Here is a 21,137-nt window from a genome sequence, read left to right as displayed (position 1 = left end):
CCGGCTGTTGGAAAGCCGGCAGACACCAGAAAGGCCCGCACCGTCGTTGCTTCAAGATGTCCTCGCTCTTCCGGATGGCCGGAGAAACGACTGGAGGGGTTAGTTCCAGGTACCTTACCGATTCCTCACCATAACGAGGGTCGGCGGACACCCACAGGCACGTGCGACTTTGGGCAACACGCATGTATGGTTTTCAACTGTCGCAATCAAGTGTTTTCTCACGCTGCCCTTGAAAAACATGTTTGCTGAACGAATATGCCCTATCGTTCAAACAATGATGACGGTTTTAGTGAACAGGCCGGCGCGAACCGCAAGGACCAGCAGCATATGGACACATTGACACGGATCCGCGCTTTCATCGATGTGGTCGAGGCGGAGGGATTTTCAGCCGCGGCGCGAAAGGTCGGACGCTCCAAGGCGCTATTGTCGAAATATGTCCGCGAACTGGAAGACGATCTGGGGGCTTTGCTGCTCAACCGCACAACCCGGCAATTTTCGCTGACCGAGGCCGGACACACCTACTATCGCACCGCCTCCGACATCCTCAAGGAAATCGACAATCTCGCCGATCTGGTGCGCGAAGGTGCAACCGACCTCAAGGGCCGGATCCGTGTTTCGGCCCCGCGTACCTTCGCCGACGCGGCTATTGGACGGTCGCTGATCGATTTTGCCGCGGCACACCCCGACATCACGCTCGAAGTCATCTCCGACGACCGTTTTGTCGATCTTGTCGAGGAAGGCTATGATGTGGCGATCCGCATCACCAAGCTCGAGGATTCGGGACTGATCGCCCGCAAGCTGTCGGCGTTTTCGCTGATTCCGTGTGCGTCGCCCGAGTTTATCGAGAAATATGGCCCAATCACCCACCCCTCACAGCTCTCCGGCATTCCCTGTATCATCGACACCAATGGCAGGTTCCTCAACAACTGGCGTTTTGACGCCCCTGACGGCTCCACCATCCCGGTGACCGTTCACGGACGCCTTGAGGTCAACAGCCCGCTCACGGCCATGCGCGCCGCCGAAGCCGGACTCGGGGTTGCTGTCCTGCCGGACTTCATTTTCCGGGAACGCCAGCCAAGCGGCACGCTGGTGCCCATTCTCGAGGATTATCGATCGAACGACCGCGGAATCTACGCCATCTACCCACATCGCCGCTATCTGCCGGCCAAGGTTCGCGCCTTCGTCGATTATCTGACCCAGTGGTTCAAGAACGCCCAGTGATTTAAGCCCGGTGATTCCAATTGTCGCGGGGGTCTGGTGCGTGCCGAAATTTCGACCATATTCAATGCGACGAGGACTGAACCAACACCACAGAACCACGGACAGGTCGGGAAACCATGAACAGTCTTACGATGTGGCGATTACCGGCTATGGCGGCGGTTGCAGGCTTGTTTTTGTCCGGCCCCGCATCGGCTCATCCCCATGTGTTCGCCGAAGCCCGCCTGGAAATTGACACTTCGGCTGACGGCCGCGTCACCGAACTGCGCAACGTCTGGCGGTTCGACGAGGTCTTTTCCGCAAGCGTGATTCTTGATTTTGACGAAAACGCCGATCTCAAGCTCGACGCCGGCGAACTCGCAAGCATCAGCGACATGGTCACCCAGTCCCTCGCCGAGTTCGATTACTATATCAATGTCTCCGTCGACGGGAAGGATGCAGCCATCGCGTTGCCCGAAGCAATCAAGGTCGATTACCAGGACGGGCAGTTGCTGATGTTCTTCGCCGTTGTCCCCGCGAAGGAACTGCAGTTGAGCGGCAAGATTGCCGTCGGCGTGTTCGATCCGACCATGTATGCGGCGCTGGATTTCATCAATGATGAGGACATGATGGTGACAGGCGGGTCGACCGGCCAATGCGCCAGCAAGGTTGTGCGCCCTGATCCGGACGAAATCATTGCCCAGAATCAGGCCTCGCTCACCGAAGCCTTCTTTGAAACCACCCAGAGCAGCGATTTGTCAAAACTGCTTGCCACACGGCTGGAGCTCGATTGCAAATGAAATCAGGTTCCGCGCGTTTGGTTCTGACCACGGCGATCGCGCTTGCCCTGCTGGCAGGCGCGGCGCACGCCCAATCCTCCTTGGGCATCGGATCGGCCGAGCCGGCGATAACGCCAACCGGTTTTGGCGGTTCCATCCTGCAGTGGGTCAATCAGCAGCAGCAGGCTTTCTACCGGTCCCTGACCGGTGCGCTGAAGGCCATGCGTTCGGATCCCTGGCAAATGTGGGGGCTGGTCAGTCTCTCCTTTCTCTATGGCGTCTTCCATGCGGCCGGACCGGGCCACGGCAAGGCGGTGATCTCATCCTACATGATCGCCAATGAAGTGGCGCTGAAGCGCGGTGTGGTGCTCGCGCTGCTGTCGTCCATGCTGCAGGCTCTCACCGCCGTAACCGTGGTCGGCGTCGCCTACTACCTGCTGCGCGGTCTCTCCGTTTCCATGACCGAGGCCACGCATTTCATGGAGATTGCCAGCTATGCGCTGATTGCCGCTTTCGGCCTCTGGCTTCTCAGCCGGAAGCTGCTCTCCTTGCGGACCAGCCCCGCATTGAGCGTCGCCCATGTCCATACTCATGGCGGGCACCACCACGAAACAGGTCACGATCATCATCACCATCATGATCATCACGGGCACGACCACCATGAGCACGCTCACGGAGAAGTCTGCGCCTCATGCGGCCATGCTCACGTGCCCGATCCGAAACTGATTTCGGGCCGTGATTTCAGCGTGCGCGAAGCCTGGAGCGCGGTGGTGGCGGTCGGGCTGAGACCCTGTTCCGGGGCTCTCATCGTGCTCACCTTCTCGATGCTGAACGGCCTCTGGATAGCCGGCATTGTCTCTGCCTTCGCCATGGCATTGGGCACTGCGATCACGGTTTCGGCACTGGCGACTCTGGCGGTCATGGCCAAGGGTGCTGCGGTGCGTCTGGCTGGCGCCTCGATGGGAGGTGCGGTAGGCACGACCATCGAGATCCTTGGCGCGGCCACCGTCTTAGCGCTTGGATTGCTGTTGCTTGCGGCTTCGCTGCAAGCCTGAACGTCCTACTCGGGCCTGAACTTCCTAATCGGGATTGTTCTCATCCCTGCGCTGACGTCTGCCGCGCAGCCAGAAGACAGCAAAGAAGGCCAGCACGAAGAAAATCCCCACCGCATAGGACAGCCACGGCGATATTTCCGACAGCGACATCATCATCGCCGGCATGTAATAGAAAACAAGCCCGGTACCCAGGAGAATCACCGCCGCTGCGATGGCTGAAGAGCGGTTCGATGTCGTTGGTTCGCTCACAGGCCTGTACCTCCAAATTCTGCGATCATTCCCCAGATAGGCTTTTTCGCAATCACTGCAACACCTGCGCTCAACCTGTGACAATCCAGCGCCGTCAGTTTTCTGCAACAGCCTGTTTCAGGCATCCGGAACCGGCATCGACATGTGAATGACACTGCGCTTTGGTTGCACTTCTTCAAGGTCAACCATGAATCCCATCCGCTTGTACCACGCAAGCGCCGGGTTGAGGCTGTTGGTAATCAGTCCGACACGATTCAAGCGGAGTTCACGCGCCCGCTCGAAGGTTGCATCCATAAGCAGACGTGCACGTCCCGAACCAGACGCTTCTGGCGCGGTGGCAATCGACTCAAGAAACACATCGTCCTGACGAATGCGAAGAATGAGCACGCCCCTGAGCGAACCGCCGCTTTCATCCAGCCACACTTCGCATTCTTCCAGAACCTGGCCATAGTCCCATTCAAGCGGGATCGCCCGCGCACCGACTATGGCCTCTGTTCGTGCATAGGCAGCCCGCTGGAATTCCTCGATACGCTGCCGGTCGAATGCCGAGGCCCGCTGCAACTCAATCATGCTTGCGCTTCTCTCATATCCTCAAGGCGCATTTTCTGTCGGCCATCCGGCCCGAAGTTGGACGGATCAAGCCACGCTTCGAAAGCCTGCTTGAGGCTCGGCCACTCGCCATCGATCATCGAGAACCAGGCCGTGTCGCGATTACCACCCTTCGAGACGATGTGCTGGCGGAAAACCCCCTCGAACTGGAAGCCGAAGCGTACGGCGGTGACCTTGGAAGGCCCGTTCTCATTGTGGCATTTCCACTCGTAGCGGCGGTAGTCGAGATCCTCGAACACGTGCCGCGCCATCAGGTAATGCGCCTCGGTCGACATCGGCGTCCTCGCCATCGCGGCGCCATGCGCCACCGAGCCGACTTCCACCACACCGTTTGCCGGATCCGGCCGCATCAGCGATGCCATGCCGACAACATCTCCGGTGCGGCGGCTGCGGAAGATGCAGGTGACCCAGCCCGATTCCCGCCCGGAACGATCCAGCCAGTCGCAAAGTTCGGATGAATGCGCATAGGGCCCGTTCGGAAAGTAGCGGATCAGGTCGCTGACGGAGGCCCCGCCCAGGGCCTGCCACAGGGCCGTTTCATGCACATCCCGCCGGTACGGCTCGATCATCACGTACCGCCCGGTCGAAGAAAAACCCGTCGGCGCCTGCCGCGCCGTCCATTTGCTCAAATCACGCATTGATGTCACCTGAATTGAAATTCGCGCCGGGATAGGACATGAGTTCACTGGACAAGACAACCACCTTCGGCAGGAAAATCTCGATGATCCATCCAGTTGCAGCCTTTGACCGCATCGGCGAGGAGAATGCCTTCGCCGTTCTCGCGCGCGCCACCGAACTTGCCAACCAGGGACGGGACATCATCAATCTCGGCATCGGCCAGCCGGACTTCAAGACACCGGCCCATATTGTCGAGGCCGCGGTCAAGGCCTTGCGCGACGGCCATCATGGCTACACCCCGGCCAATGGCCTGCTCGCCACCCGCGAGGCCGTGTGCCGCAGAACGCTTTCCATGACCGGCGTCGAGATTTCGCCCGACAGCGTGATGATCATGCCCGGCGGCAAGCCTACCATGTACGCCGCAATCCGCATGCTTGGCGAATCGGGTGTCGATATTCTCTATCCCGACCCCGGCTTTCCGATCTACCGCTCTATGATCGAGCATGTCGGCGCCAACCCGATCCCCGTGCCGATGCGCGAAGAGAACGGTTTCGCTTTTTCCGCCGAAGAAACCCTGTCCCTGATAACACCGCAAACACGGCTGCTCATCCTGAATTCTCCGGCAAACCCCACCGGCGGCGTTACGCCGAAAGCAGAAATCGACAAGCTTGTCGCCGGCCTAGCCGCGCACCCTCAGGTCGCCATCCTGTCGGATGAAATCTACGATGTCATGACCTATGACGGCGAGAAGCACACCTCGCTGCTCGCCTATCCGGAGATCCGCGACCGGCTGATCGTTCTCAACGGCTGGTCCAAGACCTGGGCCATGACCGGTTGGCGCATGGGCTGGTCGATCTGGCCGGACTGTCTGATCGGTTATGTTCGCAAGCTTGCCGTCAACTGCTGGTCCTGCGTCAACGCGCCGTCGCAATTTGCCGGCATTGCCGCAATCGACGGTCCGCAGGATGCCGTGGCCGAGATGCTCACGGCGTTCGACCGCCGCCGCCGGCTGGTCACCGATCTGCTCAACGGCTTGCCGGGTGTGTCATGCATCCTGCCCAAGGGCGCTTTCTACGCATTCCCCAACATCTCGGCCACCGGCTGGAAAGCCAAGAAGCTTGCCAGTGCGCTGCTGGAAGAGGCCGGGGTTGCGCTGATCGGAGGTCCGGATTTCGGCATTCTTGGGGAGGGCTACATCCGGGTATCCTGCGCCAATTCCGACAACAACATCGAAAGCGCAATCTTGCGGATCGGCGAGTTTCTGAGAACAACCAGACCCTGAACAGATAAAGGGCGGCTTTCGCCGCCCTCATCCGTCATGCCGTTCTTGGGAGGAGTGAAGTGGCATGTCTGATCATCAGGGTGCGCTTTAAAAGTTAACGATGTCTAAACGGGAAATAGCCTTTTTTGACCCGCCGCTGCACAATCGTGGCAGTTCCGCGTCACGAATTACTTGTCCTGACCGGTCAGGGCGATGCCGTGCAATCACAGCCTTCTGGTCAGAAGGGTTAATCCGGCAAGTCCAAAGGCAACAGCGAACACGCCCTCGAACCATCGCCGGAGGCGCAGATAGACCGCCACGATCCGGCCGCTGGAAAACAGCAGCGCATAGGCCACAAAGACCATCAGGCTCTGCAGTCCGACAACAATAACCACCGAACCGATTTCCAGCGGCGATGCGGAAACCGGAACACCGACCGAAAACAAGGCTCCGAAGAACAGGATCGCCTTGGGATTGGTCAGATGCATCGCCAACCCCTTGCCATAGGCGGACCTGTAACTTCCCGCGGAAACCGAACGGAGTTTCGCCTGGACCGGCGAAAGGGCGCTGCGAGCGCTTTTATAGGCCAGAAACAGCAGGTACCCGGCGCCACAATAGCGCAGCACTTCGAAGACCCAAGCATTGGCCTGCATGACGGCGCCAAGTCCGAGCGCCGCAGCCACCGACCAACTCCAGGAGCCGCAAACGATGCCGGCTACCAGTGCCAGCGCCTGTCGTCGCCCGTGCGCCATCGCGGTTCCGGCTATCGCCAGAGTGGACGGTCCCGGGCTGGCGGTCGCCAGCAGCGCCGCGGTCATGATCAGGGGAAAGTTGATATCGCTCATCGTTAGGCCAGCATGGCATCGGACAGGGGCAAGCACAACGCGGCGACCAATGACTTTTTCTGAAGCCAGCCATCACCGGAGTTGATCAGGAGAAGAGCGCCGTCCAGCCAACACCGGCAGAATGGCGCATATCGGCCATGCACGAAAAACGGGGCGCTTTCGCGCCCCGGTCAGTCTGGTTTGGGTTTTCTTTGTCCAAGGCACCCAACTGCCTATCTGGTGACGATCTCCGGCCCCATCAGGCTGTAGGGCAACCATGTCGACATCGCCGGCACATAGGTCACGATGATCAGGAACAGGAACAGCACCGCAACGAATGGCAGCGCCGCGCGCACCACCTGTACCAGGCTCATGCCGGTGATTCCGGAGGTGACGAACAAGTTGAGCCCGATCGGCGGCGTGATCATGCCGATCTCCATATTGACCACCATGATGATGCCGAGATGCACCGGATCGACGCCCAACTCCATCGCGATCGGGAACACCACCGGCGCCACAATCAGAAGCAGGCCCGAGGGTTCCATGAACTGACCGCCTATCAACAGCAGCACGTTGACGGCAATCAGGAAGGTGAACCAGGTAAAGCCGTAGCCCAGCATCAGGTCTGTGATCGCGTCGGGGATCCGCTCGGAGGTCAGCACATGGGCAAACAGCAGGGCGTTGACGATGATGAACATCAGCATGATGGTGGTCTTGGATGCGTCCACCATTACCTTGCGCGTATCTTCGTTGAAGAAGGCCTTGCCGAAATTGCGGCCCATGAGCGACAGGTTGCGGCCCCAGATCGGCAGGCCCGCTGCCAGCGCCGAAGGCACCCCGGCGAGACCCTTCTCGCCACGCCAGGCCGTATAGGCGACCAGGATAGCAAACGAGATGGCAAGACCGAGATTGGAGCGGCCGGCAAAGGTAACCGTCTCGGAATTGCTGGTGGCAAAGAACGACAGGATCATCCAGACGAAATAGAAGGCCACCGCATAGACCACGCCGGAAAACCCGGCCCGCGCCCGGCGCGAATCCGTGTCGTTAACCCACGTAATTCCGGCCATCGGCCCCATGTCGCGATAGATGAAGATCGCGATAAAGAAGGAATAGACCGCCGCCACGGCGGCAGCCTCGGTCGGGGTGAAGACCCCGCCATAAATGCCGCCGATGATGATGATGATCAGGAAAAGACCCCAGCCCGCATCCTTGCCGCCAGCGACGATCTCGCCAAACCCGCGCCAGGGCTCGGATGGCAGTCCCTTGACCCGCGCCACCACGTAGATCGCGATCATCAACATGAGACCCGCGACAACTCCCGGGATCACGCCGGCAAGGAACATCCGCCCGACGGACACGTCGGTTGCCGCGGCATAGACCACCATGACGATCGAAGGCGGAATGAGAATGCCCAGCGTTCCGGCATTGGCAATGATGCCGGCCGCGAACTCCTTGGAATATCCCACCTGCCGCATGCCGGCGATTGCGATGGTGCCGATGGCGACCACGGTGGCGGGCGACGATCCGGACAAGGCCGCAAACAGCATGCAGGCGAGCACGCTGGCCATGGCCAGCCCGCCGCGGAAATGCCCGACCGTTGCGATGGCGAAGCGGATGATGCGCTTGGCCACGCCGCCGGTCGACATGAACGCCGATGCCAACACAAAGAACGGGATGGCCAGCAGTGTATAGTTCTGCGATGCCGTGAACAACTGGATGGCCACCGAGGACATCGAGTCTTTTGAGAAAAAGGCGATCAGAATGATCGACGAGAGCCCCAGCGACACGGCCACCGGTACGCCGACGAACAACAGTCCGAGAACGAGAACAAACAGGATTGCGGTTTCCATGGCGGATCAGTCCTTCAACACGTTGCGGTTTTCGGCAACGAGGTCTTCGGCCTCATGTCCGGCAATGATCAGTTCACGCTCACCGCGCCAGATCGCGACCATCGCCTGCAGCGCACGGAAGCCGAACAGGCCCAGTCCGATGGGGAGGATCAGATAGGCAATCCAGCGCTGCACGCGCTCCTTGACCCCGAATGTATCCTGCATCCACTCCGGATAGCGCAGGTCATCGAGGCCGATGCCGATCTGGTACATTTTCGACCAGTAGACCATTGCTCCGCCGCTGGTATCCGCGCCGAAGATCCCGAGCCAGGTCGAATTGATCAGGATCGCTGCATAGAGAAAGGCGCAGACCGCGCCGAAGATGGCGAAGAAACGAAACACCGGCTTGGGGAAAAGCCGCAACAGCGCATCGACACCCAGATGCATGCCCTGCTTCAGACCGTAACTCATGCCGAACAGGATCATCCAGGCAAACAGGATCCGGGTGAACTCAAGTGCGCCGCCCCAGCCGCTGTTGAAGCCATAACGGGCGACGACCTGCGTAAACGAGACTATGGTGATCAGCGCCAGGATGACGCCGAGGACATTTTCCTCAAACCGGGTGACCGAGTCGGGATTGCGGCGCTCTGCAAGCCAGAACAGCGCAATCACCACGATCATGATGAGATAAGGCAAGTAGGTATTCATGGCGTCCCCCCAGTTGCCGGATGCCGCCGGCAGTCAGTTCGGTGGATCCGGGAGTTGCCCCCCGGATCCACCTGGCATGCTTAGCTGGCGTCGTTTGAGGCCACTGCAGCGTCGATCAGATCGGCGCCGATGTCGCCTTCGAACTTGGTCCAGACCGGCTTCATGGCGTCGACCCAGGCCTTGCGCTGCTCGGCGCTGAGTTCGCGGATCGTGCCGCCCGCATCGAGGATGTTCTGGCGGTTCTTGGCTTCCGTTGCAGCAACAGCAGCATTGGCTTCGATCGTCACTTCGTTTGCGATCGTGACGAACTGGTCACGCACGTCGGGCTCGAGGCTGTTGAGCCATTCGGTCGAAGTGACCAGCAGATAGGCCAGAAGCTGGTGGTTGGTTTCCGTCACGCCATCCTGCACTTCGAAGAACTTCTGGGTGTAGATGTTCGACCAGGAGTTTTCCTGTCCGTCGACAACGCCGGTCTGTAGCGCGCCGTAGACTTCCTTGAAGGCGAGCTTCTGGGCCGAGCCGCCCATGGCTTCGATCATCGCCACGGCGACATCGGAGGTCTGGACGCGGAACTTCAGGCCATTGGCATCGGAAGGGACCAGCAATGGCTTGTTTGCCGAGAACTGCTTGAGGCCCGAAGACCAGTAGCCCAGGCCGGTGTAGCCAACGTCTTCCATCACGGTCAGCAAGCCCTTGCCGGCATCCGACTGGGTGAAAGCGTCAACCGCCTTGAGGCTGGCGAACAGGAACGGCAGGTCGAACAGCCGGTACTTCAGCGTGTAGGCCTCGAACTTCGACAGCGACGGTGCTGCGAGCTGGACATCGCCCAAGAGCAGGGCTTCGAGAACCTTGTCATCGTCGAACAGCGTCGAGTTGGCGAAGACTTCCATGCAGGCCTTGCCGTTCATTTCCGAGTTGACCCGCTCGGCCAGGAGCGTTGCGGCGTCGCCCTTCGGGTGACCGGTCGCGGCCACCACATGGCTGAACTTGATGACCATTTCGCCATCGTCGCAATTGGCCGAAGCGGCATTGGCGGTGAAAAGGAGTGCGGCGGCGGAAACGGCGCCGAGAAGAAGCTTTTTCATGAGATATCCTCCACTGGGGCAAGATGCCCGGAACTTGTCAAGCGAAGCGGAGACCGGAGAATACCGGAAAGTCCGGGCCATTGCCCCGGCACCCCCCGGCGATGTCCTCCCGTCCATCGCATTCAACAGTACAATCTAGCAAACCACGTGCCAACTTTGCACGGATGGCCTCAAGCCGCGGAAACGTCCAGGATTCGGCCTCAAGGCCTGTTGGAAGCGGTCAGCGACCCGGAATCCGGCCTCCGGTAGGGCATCAAACTACCCGTCCGCGGCCTCGAATGGGCATTCTACGACCCATCGTCTGAATCGCCGGATGAAATGCCCAGCCGCCGCATTTTCTCATACAATCCCTTGCGGGAAACGCCGAGGTTTTCGTAAGTCGGCTTCAGGGCGCCGCCATTGCGGCTGATCTCGGCCCTGATGACGTCCCTTTCAAAGGCATCCATCCGCTCCGAAAGGCTGCCGGTTCCGATCTCGAGGCTCTGATCCGGATCTGCCCCGAAACCCGCCCACATACCCAGGACGAACCGGTCAGCGACATTTCGCAATTCGCGCACATTGCCGGGCCAGTCGTGGGCAAGCAGCCCTGCTTCGATATGTGGCGGGATATCCGGAATCTCTCGGCGATAGCGGGCACGGGCCTCGCGCGCCAGGTGAAAGAACAACAGCGGAATATCATCCCGGCGGGCCCGGAGAGCCGGGATTTCCAGCGTGATCACGTTGAGCCGGTAATAAAGGTCCGTGCGGAAAGCCGGGTTGTTGTTCAGATCGGCCTTGGTCGCCGCCACGAAACGCACGTTGAGCGCCACTTGCCGGTTCGACCCGAGCCGCTCGATCGACCTCTCCTCGATCGCGCGCAGCAGCTTGGCCTGCAGATCGATCGGCATGGATTCGATCTCGTCCAGGAACACGGTGCCGCCATTGGCATGCTCTAGCTTTCCGATCCTGAGTTTCTGCGCCCCGGTGAACGCGCCCGCCTCATGTCCGAACAATTCGGATTCGAAAATGTCCGCCGGCAGCGCCGCGCAATTGATGGCGACGAAATTCCCCTTGCTCCGCGGTCCGAAATCGTGGAGCGCCCGAGCCACCACCTCCTTGCCGGTTCCGGTTTCGCCGGTAATCAACACATCGGCATCTGTATCGGCAACGGCCGAGATCTGCGCCCGCAGCCGCTGGATGGCCGGATTGCGGCCCACCAGCCGCGAGGAGAGATCGTCACTGCCTTCGAGCGCATTGCGCAGAGAACGGTTCTCGAGCACCAGCCGACGCTTTTCGAGCGCCCGCTCGACCACCGAGAACAGGCGGTTTGCGGCAAACGGTTTCTCGATGAAGTCGTAGGCGCCGGCACGCATCGCTTCCACCGCCATCTGCACGTCGCCATGGCCGGTGATCAGCACCACCGGCATTGTCGGATCGATGCCCAGGATGCGCCGCATGAGCGTCAATCCGTCGATTCCGGGCATCCTTATGTCGGACACGACGACGCCGTAGAGACTGCGCAGAGGCAGATCGCCGACATCGTCCGCGCTTGAGTGGCAAACCACACTCAGCCCCTCGAGCTCCAGCGATTGCTTGAGCGCATGCCTCAGGTCGGCATCGTCATCGACCAGATGCACAATCCTGTCCTGCAGCTTCAGCGCGGAATTGTCTTCCAATGGCGGGCTCCTCCCGGCTTTATATTCGCAATGCCTGAAATCATGAAGCCGCCATCTTGTCCAGCATCACACGGCTGCGCTGGCGGAAGTTGGAAGCAATTTGCCCTCAAGCATCTCGTCCGGGCCATCTGCGGCCTGCAAATCGATCGTGAAACAGGCCCCGCCCTCGGGCCGGTTCGATACCGTGATTGTGCCGCCGAAGTCCCGGATGATATTGTCCACGATGGAAAGCCCGATCCCGATCCCCTCACCGACCCCCTTTGTGGTGAAGAACGGCTCGAACACCTTGTGCAACCGCTCAGGCTCGATCCCCGGACCGTTGTCGATGACGGTCACGAACACGCGGTCGCCTTCCAGCCGGGCGTCAATCTCCACTCGCGCGTCGGCGCGTCCCGACAAGGCGTCGATTGCGTTGTTGACGAGATTGACGAAGACCTGTCCGAGCCTGATCCGGCCGCCCAGCACATGAACACTCAATACGCCCGCGCCGACCTGGATGTCGGCGATGCCCGCTGCACGCGCCCGCGGGCGCGCCAGCAACAATGCCTCATCGATGATCGTGCCCAGCGGAACCGGCCCAATGCTGGCGCCTGGCTTGCGCGAGAATGACAGCAATGTCCTCGACAGTTCGGCCATCCGTTCAACCAGGCCGTTGATGCGCGACAGGTTGCCCGAGACCTCGGACAACGCACCGCGATCGAGAAACCGAAGCGCATTGTCCGCATAGGACCTGATGGCGGCCAGCGGCTGATTGTATTCATGGCTCAAGGCTGTCGACATCTGTCCGAGTGCAGCCAGCTTGGCGGTTTGAACCAGTTCATCCTGCGTCTTGCGCAATCGCTCTTCCGCCTCGCGGCGAACCTGGACTTCCTTGCTGAGCGTCTGGTTGGTGATCGAAAGTGCCCGCGTCCGGTCCCGCACCACCCGTTCGAGCCGAAGCGCGATCGCCCGGTCGGTGCGGGCCTTGATGGTCAGTCCCTCGTTTCGCCGAAGCACGACCAGGGCAATCATGCCGGCCAGCAGACTGGCCAGGGTTGCGATGGTGGCTGCACTCAATCGCGCCGCGGCAACCGGCGCAGGGTCGGCGAGCACATGCAGATCCCACTCGAGCAACGGCAAGCGACGCACCAGATCCAGCCGGTCTTCAAACCGGCCATTGATCAGGTAGCGATCAACCGCTCCCGACTGGCGCAGGTCCGAGAGCGATTTGAGCCGCCAGTCGGGATCATTGGCCAGAAACACCGTACCGCTCTTATCGGTCACGAAGATGCGGCGCGCCGATAGCGCCCAAGCAGCCTCGACCCGATAGAAATCGACATAGACGATGACAACGCCGGCAAACTTTCCCTCACGGCGCACGCCGGACGAAAAGGCATATGTCCGCTCGCCCCGGTCGTTCGACAGGGCAGCGCGGCCGAGCCGGCCTTGCATGGCGGCTTCGATCAGTTGCGGCAGACCTTCGGACCGCTCGGCAACCGAGCCGCGGGCGTTCGCCAGCATTTCCCCATCCGGAAAGAAAAACGCCACATCCATCGCCGCTGACATGCCGCTCGTCGCTTCCGCCACCCGGCGCGCATTGATGGACTGGGCGTTGCCCTCGACATCCCGCACGAAGAGCGCCCTGATCGACGATTGGCGCGAAAGCAGCGGCGGCAGCAAGCGGTACTTGTCGAGAACCCCGGAGAGAATCTCGGTCTGCACCGACAGCGTCTCTCCCGCCTTCTGCATGACGTCCGAGAGCGCCCGCTCCTTGGCCGAACTGACCGACCATGCCACGATGATGGCCGACAGGATCGCCCAGACGACAAAAAGACCGATTCTGGTCAGGCGGAACTGTTTCTCTATGGCGACGCGCGACTGCATCGCCGGACTTTAGAGCCAATCATCTTTAGCTGGAAGCGGTTTGGTGGACAGGGTTTTTCGTGCCAGCTAGGAAAACCGCAAGCGCGATGCAGCGCATCGTGCGAGGATTTTGACGACGCTGGCGCGGAGAAGACGCCCAAGCCTGGCGAAACCGGAAGGCTGGCCGAAAAGTAAGATCCATCGCAATCGTCTGAACTGGGCCTTTCGCGCTCTGGACTGCGTCGCGCGAGGCTAACGGCGCTCGCGCCGCGTCGCCTCCCGCTCCTGGCCAGATCACGAAATCCCGGCGTCCAGACGAATCCATCTAAAGAGGATCGGCTCCAGGTTCAGACCTTTGCAGCCGCAACCGTTGCCTCGATATGGTCGACCAGGGGATCGGCAAGTCCGAGACGGCCCGCCAGGAGATCAAGGAACCCGCGCTCGGCCCGGGTGTCGGGGTCTATCGCAAGCCGCGCGGCGGTAAACATCTCGATCTTCTGCGCTTCGCTCGACGCTGCGGCAATGATGCCGTCCATGTCGACAGGTTTGGACAGTTCATCGTCGAGGAAAGCGATTGCGTCCTCGCCCAGTCCCGACAGGGCAAGCTTGTCGTGAATGCGGGCGCGCTCGGCATCATCGACATGACCGTCCGCCCGTGCCGCGGCAATCATGATCCTGATCAGCGAAAGTGCGAAATCGCTATCCACATGCGCTGGCTCTGCCGAGAAATCCGAGTCCGAAGGCGGCGCCAGCATTTCAGGTTGCTTCGCAGCCTCCCCGTCACCCGGCGCCTTGCCGGCCTGGTAGTTCTTCCAGGCCTGGTAGCCAAGGCCGGCGATCGCGGCCATGCCGCCGAGTTTCAATGCCGATCCACCGATTGCCCGGCCTGCTCCGGTCCCGAGAAGCACCGCGACAATGGCGCCGGTCGCAAGCGGATTTTCCTTGGCAAGCTGGGTGGCCTTGCTGGCCTGGTCACGCACGGTTCCCTGGGTGCCGGGAATGTTGGAGCCGAGAAACTGGTCAAGCAGGGCTTTGGGATCGAACATGATGGTGGGTCCTTGTCTTCCTCGATGTGGCAGCGCCATCCGGCCGCTTCCACGTTTAGATAGGAATTCAGCAATCCGCTTTCAAACGGCTCTCAGGCCGCACGAGACCGAACGGCGGCCATCCACGATGACCGCCGCTCCATAAACCCGGCACAAATTTCTTCGGATGGTGGCCTTAAGCCGCGAGCCGCGACGCTTCCATCGCCAACCGCGTAATTCCGTCCCAATCGCCTGCCTCAACCAGCGCATTGGGCGCGACCCAGGAACCGCCGACGCAGACCACGTTGGGCAGCGAGAGATAGTCGCGCGCATTGTCCGGGGTGATCCCGCCGGTCGGGCAGAACAGCATTCCGGCCAGCGGTGATGAAAGCGATTTGAGGTAGGCAGCGCCTCCGGCCTGTTCAGCCGGGAAGAACTTGAGGACCTCGTAACCTTCTTCCCGGAGCGCCATCACTTCGCTGGGGGTCGCGGCACCCGGCAACAGCGGCACCGGCGACTTGCGGGCGACATCCAGCAGTTCAAGCGTCGTTCCGGGCGAGACGATGAACTGCGATCCGGCCTCGACTGCCTGGTGATACTGCTTCGCATTGAGCACCGTACCGGCGCCTGGGACCGCGTCCTCGACCTCATCGGCCACAGCGCGGATCGCCTCAAGCGCCACCGGCGTCCGCATGGTGATCTCGATGGCCTTCAGGCCGCCTGCGACCAGTGCGCGCGCCAGCGGCACCGCATGGGCGAGATCCTTGATGACGAGCACGGGGACGACAGGCTGCAATTTCAGAATGGAAATGAGGGCTTGGGTTTTTTCGCCCATGGCGCTTGTCCTTTCGCGTCATCAACAGGAGCGCCCGGAATAGCCTTTCGTCTTAGGATTGTCCATGCTGAGAACCCAACCCAACACCACAGACCGATTGCGGGATTTGCCCGAACGCGCTATTCCCGCAGACATGAAGACACCTGTAAAAACACCCGTTCCGAACCAGCCGGTCGTGGTCGCCGCGCTGTACCATTTCGCACGCCTGGCAGAGCATGAAGCGCTGCAGCCGCCGCTCGCCGAATTGTGCGAGGAACAGGGCGTCAAGGGCACCTTGCTGCTGGCCCGCGAAGGCGTCAACGGCACCATCGCCGGCTCCCGTTCCGCCATTGACGCGGTGCTTGCGCATCTTCGGGCAATTCCCGGTCTCGAAACGCTGGAACACAAGGAAAGCAGCGCCCACAGAATGCCGTTCAGGCGCATGAAGGTGCGGCTGAAGAAGGAAATCGTCACGATGGGCGTTCCCGACATCGACCCTCTGGAGGGTGTGGGAGCCTATGTCGACCCGGCGGACTGGAACAAGCTGATTTCTGATCCCGACACGATTCTGATCGACACCCGCAACGACTACGAAGTCGGCATCGGCACGTTCAAGGGAGCCATCAATCCCAAGACCCAGACCTTCCGGGAGTTCCCGGGCTGGGTGGAGAGAGCCGGGATCGAGGACAAGAGCAAGCCCATCGCCATGTTCTGCACCGGCGGCATCCGCTGCGAGAAGGCAACCGCCTTCATGCGCGCCCAGGGCTATGAGAATGTCTATCATCTCAAGGGCGGCATCCTGAAATACCTCGAGAATGTTCCGGAAGAGGAAAGCCTCTGGCAGGGCTCCTGCTTTGTCTTCGACGAACGTGTCGCGGTCACCCACGGCCTGCGCGAAGGCGACGAGATTCTGTGCCGCGCCTGCCGCAATCCGGTGACCCCCGAAGAGCAGGCGTCGCCGCTCTACGAGGAAGGCGCTTCCTGCCCCCACTGCTACCACAGCCGCAGCGAGGAAGATCGCATCCGCTTTCGCATGCGCCACCAGCAGATGCTGGCCGAACGTGCCGCCGCGCGCGCCGACGCTGAAAACGCATGAGCCCCAGCAGGATCATCATCGTTGGCGGCGGAGTGGTCGGCATCGCCACGGCCGTGCTGCTGGCGGAAGCCGGGCACAAGGTCAGCGTGATCGACAGGTCCGGCCTGGCGCAGGAAACCAGCAAGGGCAATGCCGCCGCACTTGCGTTTTCCGACATCATGCCGCTGGCCTCGCCGAAGATCCTGCTCAAGGCCCCGAAATGGCTCATGGATCCGCTTGGGCCGCTGACCATCCGCCCCTCCTATCTGCCAAGGCTCACGCCCTGGCTGTGGCAATTCTGGAAGGCCAGCCTTCCTGCCCGCTACCGGGCTTCGATTGAAACACAGACAGCGCTGATGCGGCTTGCCGAAGCCGAGATGATGGCGCTGGTCGACCGCGCCGGCATTGCCGGCATGGTGCGCCATGACGGCTCGCTGGAGCTTTACGAAAGCGAAGCCGAGTTCAACGCCGCTTCTGCTGGATGGCGGCAGCGCGAACAGGCAGGCATCGCTTTCGAACATGTCCGCGGCGAGAGACTGGCCGAACTTCAGCCCGGCCTGTCATCGCGCTTTGTCGCCGGCACCTTCGTGCCCGGTTGGAAGACCGTGTCCGAGCCGCAGGCCTTTGCCCTGGCGCTCTGGGCCCATGCGGAACGCTGCGGTGCAACCTTCGAGAAGGCCGAGGTTGCGGGTCTGGATCGTTCTGCGGCAGGCCCCTCTGTCAGGCTTGCCGACGGCACAACCCGCGACGCCGACCGCATCGTCATCTGCGCCGGCGCCTGGTCGACACGCCTGATCAACCCGGTCACACGGCTGCGCATTCCGCTCGACACCGAGCGCGGCTACAACACCACGCTGCCCAGGGGCGCATTCGATCTCAAGCGCCAGCTGATCTTCGGCAATCATGGGTTCGTCATGACGCCCCTGGAAACCGGTGTCCGGGTCGGCGGCGCGGTTGAACTCGGCGGCCTCGACCTGCCGCCCAATTACGCCCGCTCGAAATCCATGCTTGAGAAGGCGGCAACCTTCCTGCCCGGACTGAAAACCGCCGGCGGCGTCGAATGGATGGGATTCCGCCCTTCATTGCCCGACAGCCTGCCGGTCATCGGCGCGCTGCCCGAGGACCCGTCAGTCCTGCTCGGCTTCGGCAATGGCCATCTCGGGCTGACCCAATCGGCGGCCATGGGACGGCTGATCGCTGATCTGGCGGGCAACCGGACTCCGAGTATTGACATCGCCGCCTGCCGGCCCGACCGTTTTTGAAACCCCGTAGTGAGAGCAAGCCATGGCGCGCAATCGTTTCTTCTGCATCGACGGCCACACCTGCGGCAACCCCGTCCGCGTCGTCACCGGTGGCGGCCCGCAGCTCGAAGGCGCCACCATGCTCGAGCGCCGCGCGCATTTTCTCGCCGAGTATGACTGGATCCGCACCGGTCTGATGTTTGAGCCGCGCGGCCATGACATGATGTCGGGCGCCATCCTCTATCCGCCGACGCGAGACGATTGCGACATCGCCTTTCTGTTCATCGAGACCTCCGGATGCCTGCCGATGTGTGGTCATGGCACCATCGGCACGGTGACGATGGCGATCGAGAACGGGCTTGTCAGTCCGCGCGAGCCTGGCGTTCTGGCGATCGACACGCCGGCCGGCAGGATCGTCGCCCGCTACCAGCAGTCCGGCCGCAAGGTCACCGAAGTGCGGCTGACCAATGTTCCGGCCTTCCTGCATTCAACCGGCATCAAGACCTGGTGCGAAGGACTGGGCGAGATCACGGTGGACGTCGCCTATGGCGGCAATTTCTACGCCATCGTCGATGCGCAGGAAAATTTCGCCGACATGGCGAACTTCTCGGCCGCGGATCTGGTCCGCATGAGCCCGGCCCTGAGAGAGCGCATCAACAACGAGCACGAATTCATCCATCCGGAAAAGCCCGATATCCGCGGGCTCAGCCACATTCTCTGGACCGGAGCGCCGACCCGGCCCGAGGCCCACGCCCGCAACGCCGTCTTCTATGGCGACAAGGCCATCGACCGTTCGCCCTGTGGCACCGGCACGTCGGCCCGCATGGCGCAATGGGCGGCGAAAGGCAAGCTCAAGCCCGGCGATGACTTCGTCCACGAGAGCATCATCGGATCGCTGTTCCACGGCCGGGTCGAGGCTGCAGCCGAAGTGGCGGGCAAGCCCGCGATCGTTCCATCGGTCGCCGGCTGGGCTGTCGAAACAGGACTGAACACCATCACCATCGATGACGAGGAAGACCCTTTCGCCCACGGTTTCGTGGTTCGGTGATCAGCTTCCGCCCGCGTTGTGCGCGGCGATCAGCGACTGGTACCAGTAGCCTGACTGCTTGATGGTGCGTCTCTGGGTTTCATAGTCGACATGGACGATGCCGAAACGCTGCGAATAGCCTTCGGCCCATTCGAAATTGTCCATCAGGCTCCAGGCGAAATAGCCCTTCAGCGGATAGTTCTCGGCAATCAGCTCGGCAGCCACCGAGAGATGGCTTGCAATGTAATCGAGCCGCATCGTGTCGCTGACGGCGCCGTTCTCGACATCCGTGTTGTCGGCGGCCCCGTTCTCGGTGATGTAGAAGTCCGGCAGCGTGTAGCGGCCATAGAGATCCTTGACCACGTGCGACAGGCCCAGCGGCTCGATTTCCCAGCCGATGTCGGTCTTCTCCGGCCGGACCGCAGGTGCGTTGGCCACGTGCGGAAACGGCACGGATGCATCGTCGCTCACCCGCATCGGCGTGTAGTAATTCAGCCCCCAGAAATCCAGCGACTGGTGGATCGTCTCGAGATCGCCGTCCCTGATATGAGCCTCAAGATCCGGACATCCCTCGAGTACGGAGTGCGGATAGGATCCCTTGAACAGCGGTCCGAAGAACACCCCGTTGTGGAAATCGTTCGCCCGTTCTGCCGCCTTGCGGTCAGCATCGCTGTCGCTGGCCGCCATGACGCTCATCGCGTTGAGGACGATGCCGACCGGCAGATCGTGCCGCTCCGCCCTGATTGCCTGCACGCCGAGTCCATGCGCCAGATTGGTCACATGCAGCGCCGCCATCGCCGCTTGCATCGACCGCTCGCCTGGAGCATGCACACCCATCAGGTGGCCGAGATAGACCGAACACCAGGGCTCGTTAAAGGTGACGACCGTGTCGAGCCGGTCCCCGAGACGCCGGGTAACGAGCCCGGCATAGTCGGCAAAGGCATCCGCGGTCGCCCGGTCGGTCCAGCCACCGCGCCCCATCAGTGCCAGCGGCAAGTCCCAGTGATAGAGTGTCGCGAACGCTTTGATGCCGCGCGCTTTCAGACCGTCGAGCAGGCAATCGTAGAAATCCAGTCCCTTCGCGTTGATCGCCCCGGTGCCATCGGGAAGGATCCGCGGCCAGGCAACGGAAAACCGGTATGCTTCCGCCCCCAGTTCGGCCATCAGGTCGAGATCGGCCTCGAGCCTGTTGTAATGATCGCAGGCCTCGTCGCCTGTGTCCCCGCCCTTGACCCGCCCGGGCATGTGGGAGAACGCATCCCAGATCGACGGCTTGCGGCCGTCCGCGGTCGCCGCTCCCTCGATCTGGTAGGAGGCCGTTGCCACCCCGAACAGGAAGCTGTCCGGGAACCGGCGGGCCAGTTTCTGCGGCGAAGTCTCGGATGTCATGTCGGTCCCGTTTCGGTGATGCTGTTTCAGAGGCGCAATTCAGTTTGTCGAAAGCCGCTCGGTAAAGGCCTTGATGATCTCGCTCAATTCCGCCGGCTTCTCGATGCAGGGCAGATGCGCGCTTCCGGGGATCTCCTGGTACATCGCGCCCGGGATCAGCCGCGCCATTTCGCCCACCAGCGACGGCGGGGTCGAACCGTCCTCGGTTCCCACCACGCAGATGACCGGCATTACCAGTTCCGAACTCGACTTGGTGAAATCGCTGTCGCGGATCGCTGCGCAGGTCCCGACATAGCCCTCCACCGGTGTCCGTTCGAGCATCATCCGGTAGCCGGTAAACTCGGCATTGTCCGCGCTGCGGTAGTCCTTGGTGAACCAGCGTTCCAGGATCACATCCGAAATCGCCGCGATTCCCTGTTCCCTGATCGCCGTGATGCGCGCATTCCACATATCCGGCGTTCCGATCTTGTGGCCGGTGTCGCAGAGGATCAACGCCCGTGCCAGATCGGGCCTCTTGGCCGCCACGCCCTGGGCGATCATGCCGCCAACCGAAAGCCCGCAGATAATGACATTTTTGGCTTCGAAATGCTCGATCAGCGCAATCAGGTCATTGATGTGGTCATCCATGGTGATTTCGGCGTCACCCAGTTCCGACAGACCGTGGCCACGCTTGTCATAGGCGATGATGCTGTAGTCCCCGACCATCCGGACGATCACGTCGCGCCAGATCCGGTAATCCGTTCCAAGCGAATTGGCGAAGACGATCGTGGGCTTGTCCGGGGCGGCTCCGATCACCTGGTGATGGATCACGACACCGTTCAGGCGGGCAAATTGCATGGCGAGGCTTCCTTCCGG

At 61.4% G+C, this 21,137-nt stretch carries 20 protein-coding genes; 7 read left to right on the top strand and 13 right to left on the bottom strand.

Annotated elements, in window-relative coordinates; translation table 11 throughout:
- Window positions 1–327: 327 nt before the first annotated feature.
- The 3 genes from O4H62_RS23520 to O4H62_RS23510 all read left to right on the top strand — a co-directional run bounded on the left by O4H62_RS23520 (window position 328) and on the right by O4H62_RS23510 (window position 3,031).
- Window positions 328–1,221: a LysR family transcriptional regulator gene (locus O4H62_RS23520; RefSeq protein ID WP_269391316.1), complete on the top strand. Its 894-nt coding sequence runs from the start codon at window positions 328–330 to the stop codon at window positions 1,219–1,221.
- Window positions 1,222–1,337: 116 nt separating this feature from the next.
- Complete coding sequence (locus O4H62_RS23515; RefSeq protein WP_430538509.1) at window positions 1,338–1,997, top strand: DUF1007 family protein; 660 nt, start codon at window positions 1,338–1,340, stop codon at window positions 1,995–1,997.
- A complete protein-coding gene (locus tag O4H62_RS23510; RefSeq protein WP_269391315.1) occupies window positions 1,994–3,031 on the top strand; it encodes a nickel/cobalt transporter in 1,038 nt (345 codons plus the stop codon). The genes O4H62_RS23515 and O4H62_RS23510 overlap by 4 nt, the downstream gene beginning before the upstream one ends.
- A 24-nt stretch (window positions 3,032–3,055) precedes the next feature.
- Here O4H62_RS23510 and O4H62_RS23505 read toward each other — a convergent pair whose 3' ends face one another.
- The 3 genes from O4H62_RS23505 to O4H62_RS23495 all read right to left on the bottom strand — a co-directional run bounded on the left by O4H62_RS23505 (window position 3,056) and on the right by O4H62_RS23495 (window position 4,527).
- Window positions 3,056–3,280: a hypothetical protein gene (locus O4H62_RS23505; RefSeq protein ID WP_269391313.1), complete on the bottom strand. Its 225-nt coding sequence runs from the start codon at window positions 3,278–3,280 to the stop codon at window positions 3,056–3,058.
- Between the two features lie 117 nt (window positions 3,281–3,397).
- Window positions 3,398–3,850, bottom strand: a complete 453-nt coding sequence (locus O4H62_RS23500) for a GNAT family N-acetyltransferase (protein WP_269391312.1) — start codon at window positions 3,848–3,850, stop codon at window positions 3,398–3,400.
- Complete coding sequence (locus O4H62_RS23495) at window positions 3,847–4,527, bottom strand: GNAT family N-acetyltransferase (RefSeq protein ID WP_269391310.1); 681 nt, start codon at window positions 4,525–4,527, stop codon at window positions 3,847–3,849. Before O4H62_RS23495 ends, O4H62_RS23500 begins: the two co-directional genes overlap by 4 nt.
- An 83-nt stretch (window positions 4,528–4,610) precedes the next feature.
- Here O4H62_RS23495 and O4H62_RS23490 point away from each other — a divergent pair, with 83 nt between their 5' ends.
- The gene (locus O4H62_RS23490; protein WP_269391360.1) at window positions 4,611–5,789 is read left to right on the top strand and encodes a pyridoxal phosphate-dependent aminotransferase; all 1,179 of its coding nucleotides are present in this window, start codon (window positions 4,611–4,613) and stop codon (window positions 5,787–5,789) included.
- A gap of 203 nt (window positions 5,790–5,992) precedes the next feature.
- Here the strand turns inward: O4H62_RS23490 and O4H62_RS23485 are convergent, their stop codons facing one another.
- The 8 genes from O4H62_RS23485 to O4H62_RS23450 form a co-directional block, all read right to left on the bottom strand.
- A complete protein-coding gene (locus O4H62_RS23485) occupies window positions 5,993–6,613 on the bottom strand; it encodes a LysE family translocator (protein WP_269391309.1) in 621 nt (206 codons plus the stop codon).
- A 212-nt stretch (window positions 6,614–6,825) separates the two neighbouring features.
- Window positions 6,826–8,442, bottom strand: a complete 1,617-nt coding sequence (locus O4H62_RS23480) for a TRAP transporter large permease (protein ID WP_269391307.1) — start codon at window positions 8,440–8,442, stop codon at window positions 6,826–6,828.
- Between the two features lie 6 nt (window positions 8,443–8,448).
- A complete protein-coding gene (locus tag O4H62_RS23475; protein WP_269391306.1) occupies window positions 8,449–9,129 on the bottom strand; it encodes a TRAP transporter small permease in 681 nt (226 codons plus the stop codon).
- 80 nt (window positions 9,130–9,209) lie between these two features.
- On the bottom strand, window positions 9,210–10,214 hold the full coding sequence (locus O4H62_RS23470) for a DctP family TRAP transporter solute-binding subunit (RefSeq protein ID WP_269391305.1): 1,005 nt from the start codon (window positions 10,212–10,214) through the stop codon (window positions 9,210–9,212).
- Window positions 10,215–10,501: 287 nt separating this feature from the next.
- A complete protein-coding gene (locus O4H62_RS23465; protein ID WP_269391304.1) occupies window positions 10,502–11,869 on the bottom strand; it encodes a sigma-54-dependent transcriptional regulator in 1,368 nt (455 codons plus the stop codon).
- Window positions 11,870–11,935: 66 nt separating this feature from the next.
- On the bottom strand, window positions 11,936–13,732 hold the full coding sequence (locus O4H62_RS23460; RefSeq protein WP_269391302.1) for a sensor histidine kinase: 1,797 nt from the start codon (window positions 13,730–13,732) through the stop codon (window positions 11,936–11,938).
- A 326-nt stretch (window positions 13,733–14,058) separates the two neighbouring features.
- Window positions 14,059–14,757 (bottom strand): tellurite resistance TerB family protein, encoded by a 699-nt coding sequence (locus tag O4H62_RS23455; protein WP_269391301.1) that lies wholly within the window; start codon window positions 14,755–14,757, stop codon window positions 14,059–14,061.
- 175 nt (window positions 14,758–14,932) lie between these two features.
- Window positions 14,933–15,571, bottom strand: coding sequence for a 2-dehydro-3-deoxy-phosphogluconate aldolase (locus O4H62_RS23450; RefSeq protein ID WP_269391300.1), 639 nt, complete (start codon window positions 15,569–15,571; stop codon window positions 14,933–14,935).
- Window positions 15,572–15,704: 133 nt separating this feature from the next.
- Between O4H62_RS23450 and O4H62_RS23445 the strand changes: the two genes are divergently transcribed.
- From O4H62_RS23445 to O4H62_RS23435, 3 genes are read left to right on the top strand one after another with little or no spacing between them, the layout of a single operon-like run.
- On the top strand, window positions 15,705–16,646 hold the full coding sequence (locus O4H62_RS23445; protein ID WP_269391359.1) for a rhodanese-related sulfurtransferase: 942 nt from the start codon (window positions 15,705–15,707) through the stop codon (window positions 16,644–16,646).
- Complete coding sequence (locus tag O4H62_RS23440; RefSeq protein ID WP_269391299.1) at window positions 16,643–17,887, top strand: NAD(P)/FAD-dependent oxidoreductase; 1,245 nt, start codon at window positions 16,643–16,645, stop codon at window positions 17,885–17,887. The genes O4H62_RS23445 and O4H62_RS23440 overlap by 4 nt, the downstream gene beginning before the upstream one ends.
- 22 nt (window positions 17,888–17,909) lie before the next feature.
- A complete protein-coding gene (locus tag O4H62_RS23435; RefSeq protein ID WP_269391298.1) occupies window positions 17,910–18,914 on the top strand; it encodes a 4-hydroxyproline epimerase in 1,005 nt (334 codons plus the stop codon).
- On the opposite strand, the gene O4H62_RS23430 is transcribed toward O4H62_RS23435, so the two are convergent.
- Both O4H62_RS23430 and pcaD read right to left on the bottom strand, forming a co-directional pair.
- Entirely contained in the window at window positions 18,915–20,282 is a 1,368-nt protein-coding gene (locus tag O4H62_RS23430) for a GH1 family beta-glucosidase (RefSeq protein ID WP_269391297.1), read from the bottom strand.
- Window positions 20,283–20,321: 39 nt separating this feature from the next.
- Window positions 20,322–21,119 (bottom strand): 3-oxoadipate enol-lactonase, encoded by a 798-nt coding sequence (pcaD, locus tag O4H62_RS23425; protein ID WP_269391296.1) that lies wholly within the window; start codon window positions 21,117–21,119, stop codon window positions 20,322–20,324.
- Window positions 21,120–21,137: the final 18 nt, after the last annotated feature.

The sequence above is a fragment of the Parahoeflea alexandrii genome (assembly GCF_027214025.1).
In the GTDB taxonomy this organism is placed as follows: domain Bacteria; phylum Pseudomonadota; class Alphaproteobacteria; order Rhizobiales; family Rhizobiaceae; genus Hoeflea; species Hoeflea alexandrii_A.
This window is presented reverse-complemented; position numbering and strand designations above follow the sequence as displayed.

Bases quoted from the DNA above. Each gene is read 5' to 3' on its own strand.
- pcaD (WP_269391296.1), bottom strand. From the start codon at position 21,119: ATGCAATTTGCCCGCCTGAACGGTGTCGTGATCCATCACCAGGTGATC.
- O4H62_RS23480 (WP_269391307.1), bottom strand. From the start codon at position 8,442: ATGGAAACCGCAATCCTGTTTGTTCTCGTTCTCGGACTGTTGTTCGTC.
- O4H62_RS23430 (WP_269391297.1), bottom strand. From the start codon at position 20,282: ATGACATCCGAGACTTCGCCGCAGAAACTGGCCCGCCGGTTCCCGGAC.
- O4H62_RS23485 (WP_269391309.1), bottom strand. From the start codon at position 6,613: ATGAGCGATATCAACTTTCCCCTGATCATGACCGCGGCGCTGCTGGCG.
- O4H62_RS23495 (WP_269391310.1), bottom strand. From the start codon at position 4,527: ATGCGTGATTTGAGCAAATGGACGGCGCGGCAGGCGCCGACGGGTTTT.
- O4H62_RS23445 (WP_269391359.1), top strand. From the start codon at position 15,705: ATGAAGACACCTGTAAAAACACCCGTTCCGAACCAGCCGGTCGTGGTC.
- O4H62_RS23475 (WP_269391306.1), bottom strand. From the start codon at position 9,129: ATGAATACCTACTTGCCTTATCTCATCATGATCGTGGTGATTGCGCTG.
- O4H62_RS23515 (WP_430538509.1), top strand. From the start codon at position 1,338: ATGAACAGTCTTACGATGTGGCGATTACCGGCTATGGCGGCGGTTGCA.
- O4H62_RS23510 (WP_269391315.1), top strand. From the start codon at position 1,994: ATGAAATCAGGTTCCGCGCGTTTGGTTCTGACCACGGCGATCGCGCTT.
- O4H62_RS23470 (WP_269391305.1), bottom strand. From the start codon at position 10,214: ATGAAAAAGCTTCTTCTCGGCGCCGTTTCCGCCGCCGCACTCCTTTTC.
- O4H62_RS23520 (WP_269391316.1), top strand. From the start codon at position 328: ATGGACACATTGACACGGATCCGCGCTTTCATCGATGTGGTCGAGGCG.
- O4H62_RS23450 (WP_269391300.1), bottom strand. From the start codon at position 15,571: ATGGGCGAAAAAACCCAAGCCCTCATTTCCATTCTGAAATTGCAGCCT.
- O4H62_RS23500 (WP_269391312.1), bottom strand. From the start codon at position 3,850: ATGATTGAGTTGCAGCGGGCCTCGGCATTCGACCGGCAGCGTATCGAG.
- O4H62_RS23455 (WP_269391301.1), bottom strand. From the start codon at position 14,757: ATGTTCGATCCCAAAGCCCTGCTTGACCAGTTTCTCGGCTCCAACATT.
- O4H62_RS23490 (WP_269391360.1), top strand. From the start codon at position 4,611: ATGATCCATCCAGTTGCAGCCTTTGACCGCATCGGCGAGGAGAATGCC.
- O4H62_RS23440 (WP_269391299.1), top strand. From the start codon at position 16,643: ATGAGCCCCAGCAGGATCATCATCGTTGGCGGCGGAGTGGTCGGCATC.
- O4H62_RS23435 (WP_269391298.1), top strand. From the start codon at position 17,910: ATGGCGCGCAATCGTTTCTTCTGCATCGACGGCCACACCTGCGGCAAC.
- O4H62_RS23460 (WP_269391302.1), bottom strand. From the start codon at position 13,732: ATGCAGTCGCGCGTCGCCATAGAGAAACAGTTCCGCCTGACCAGAATC.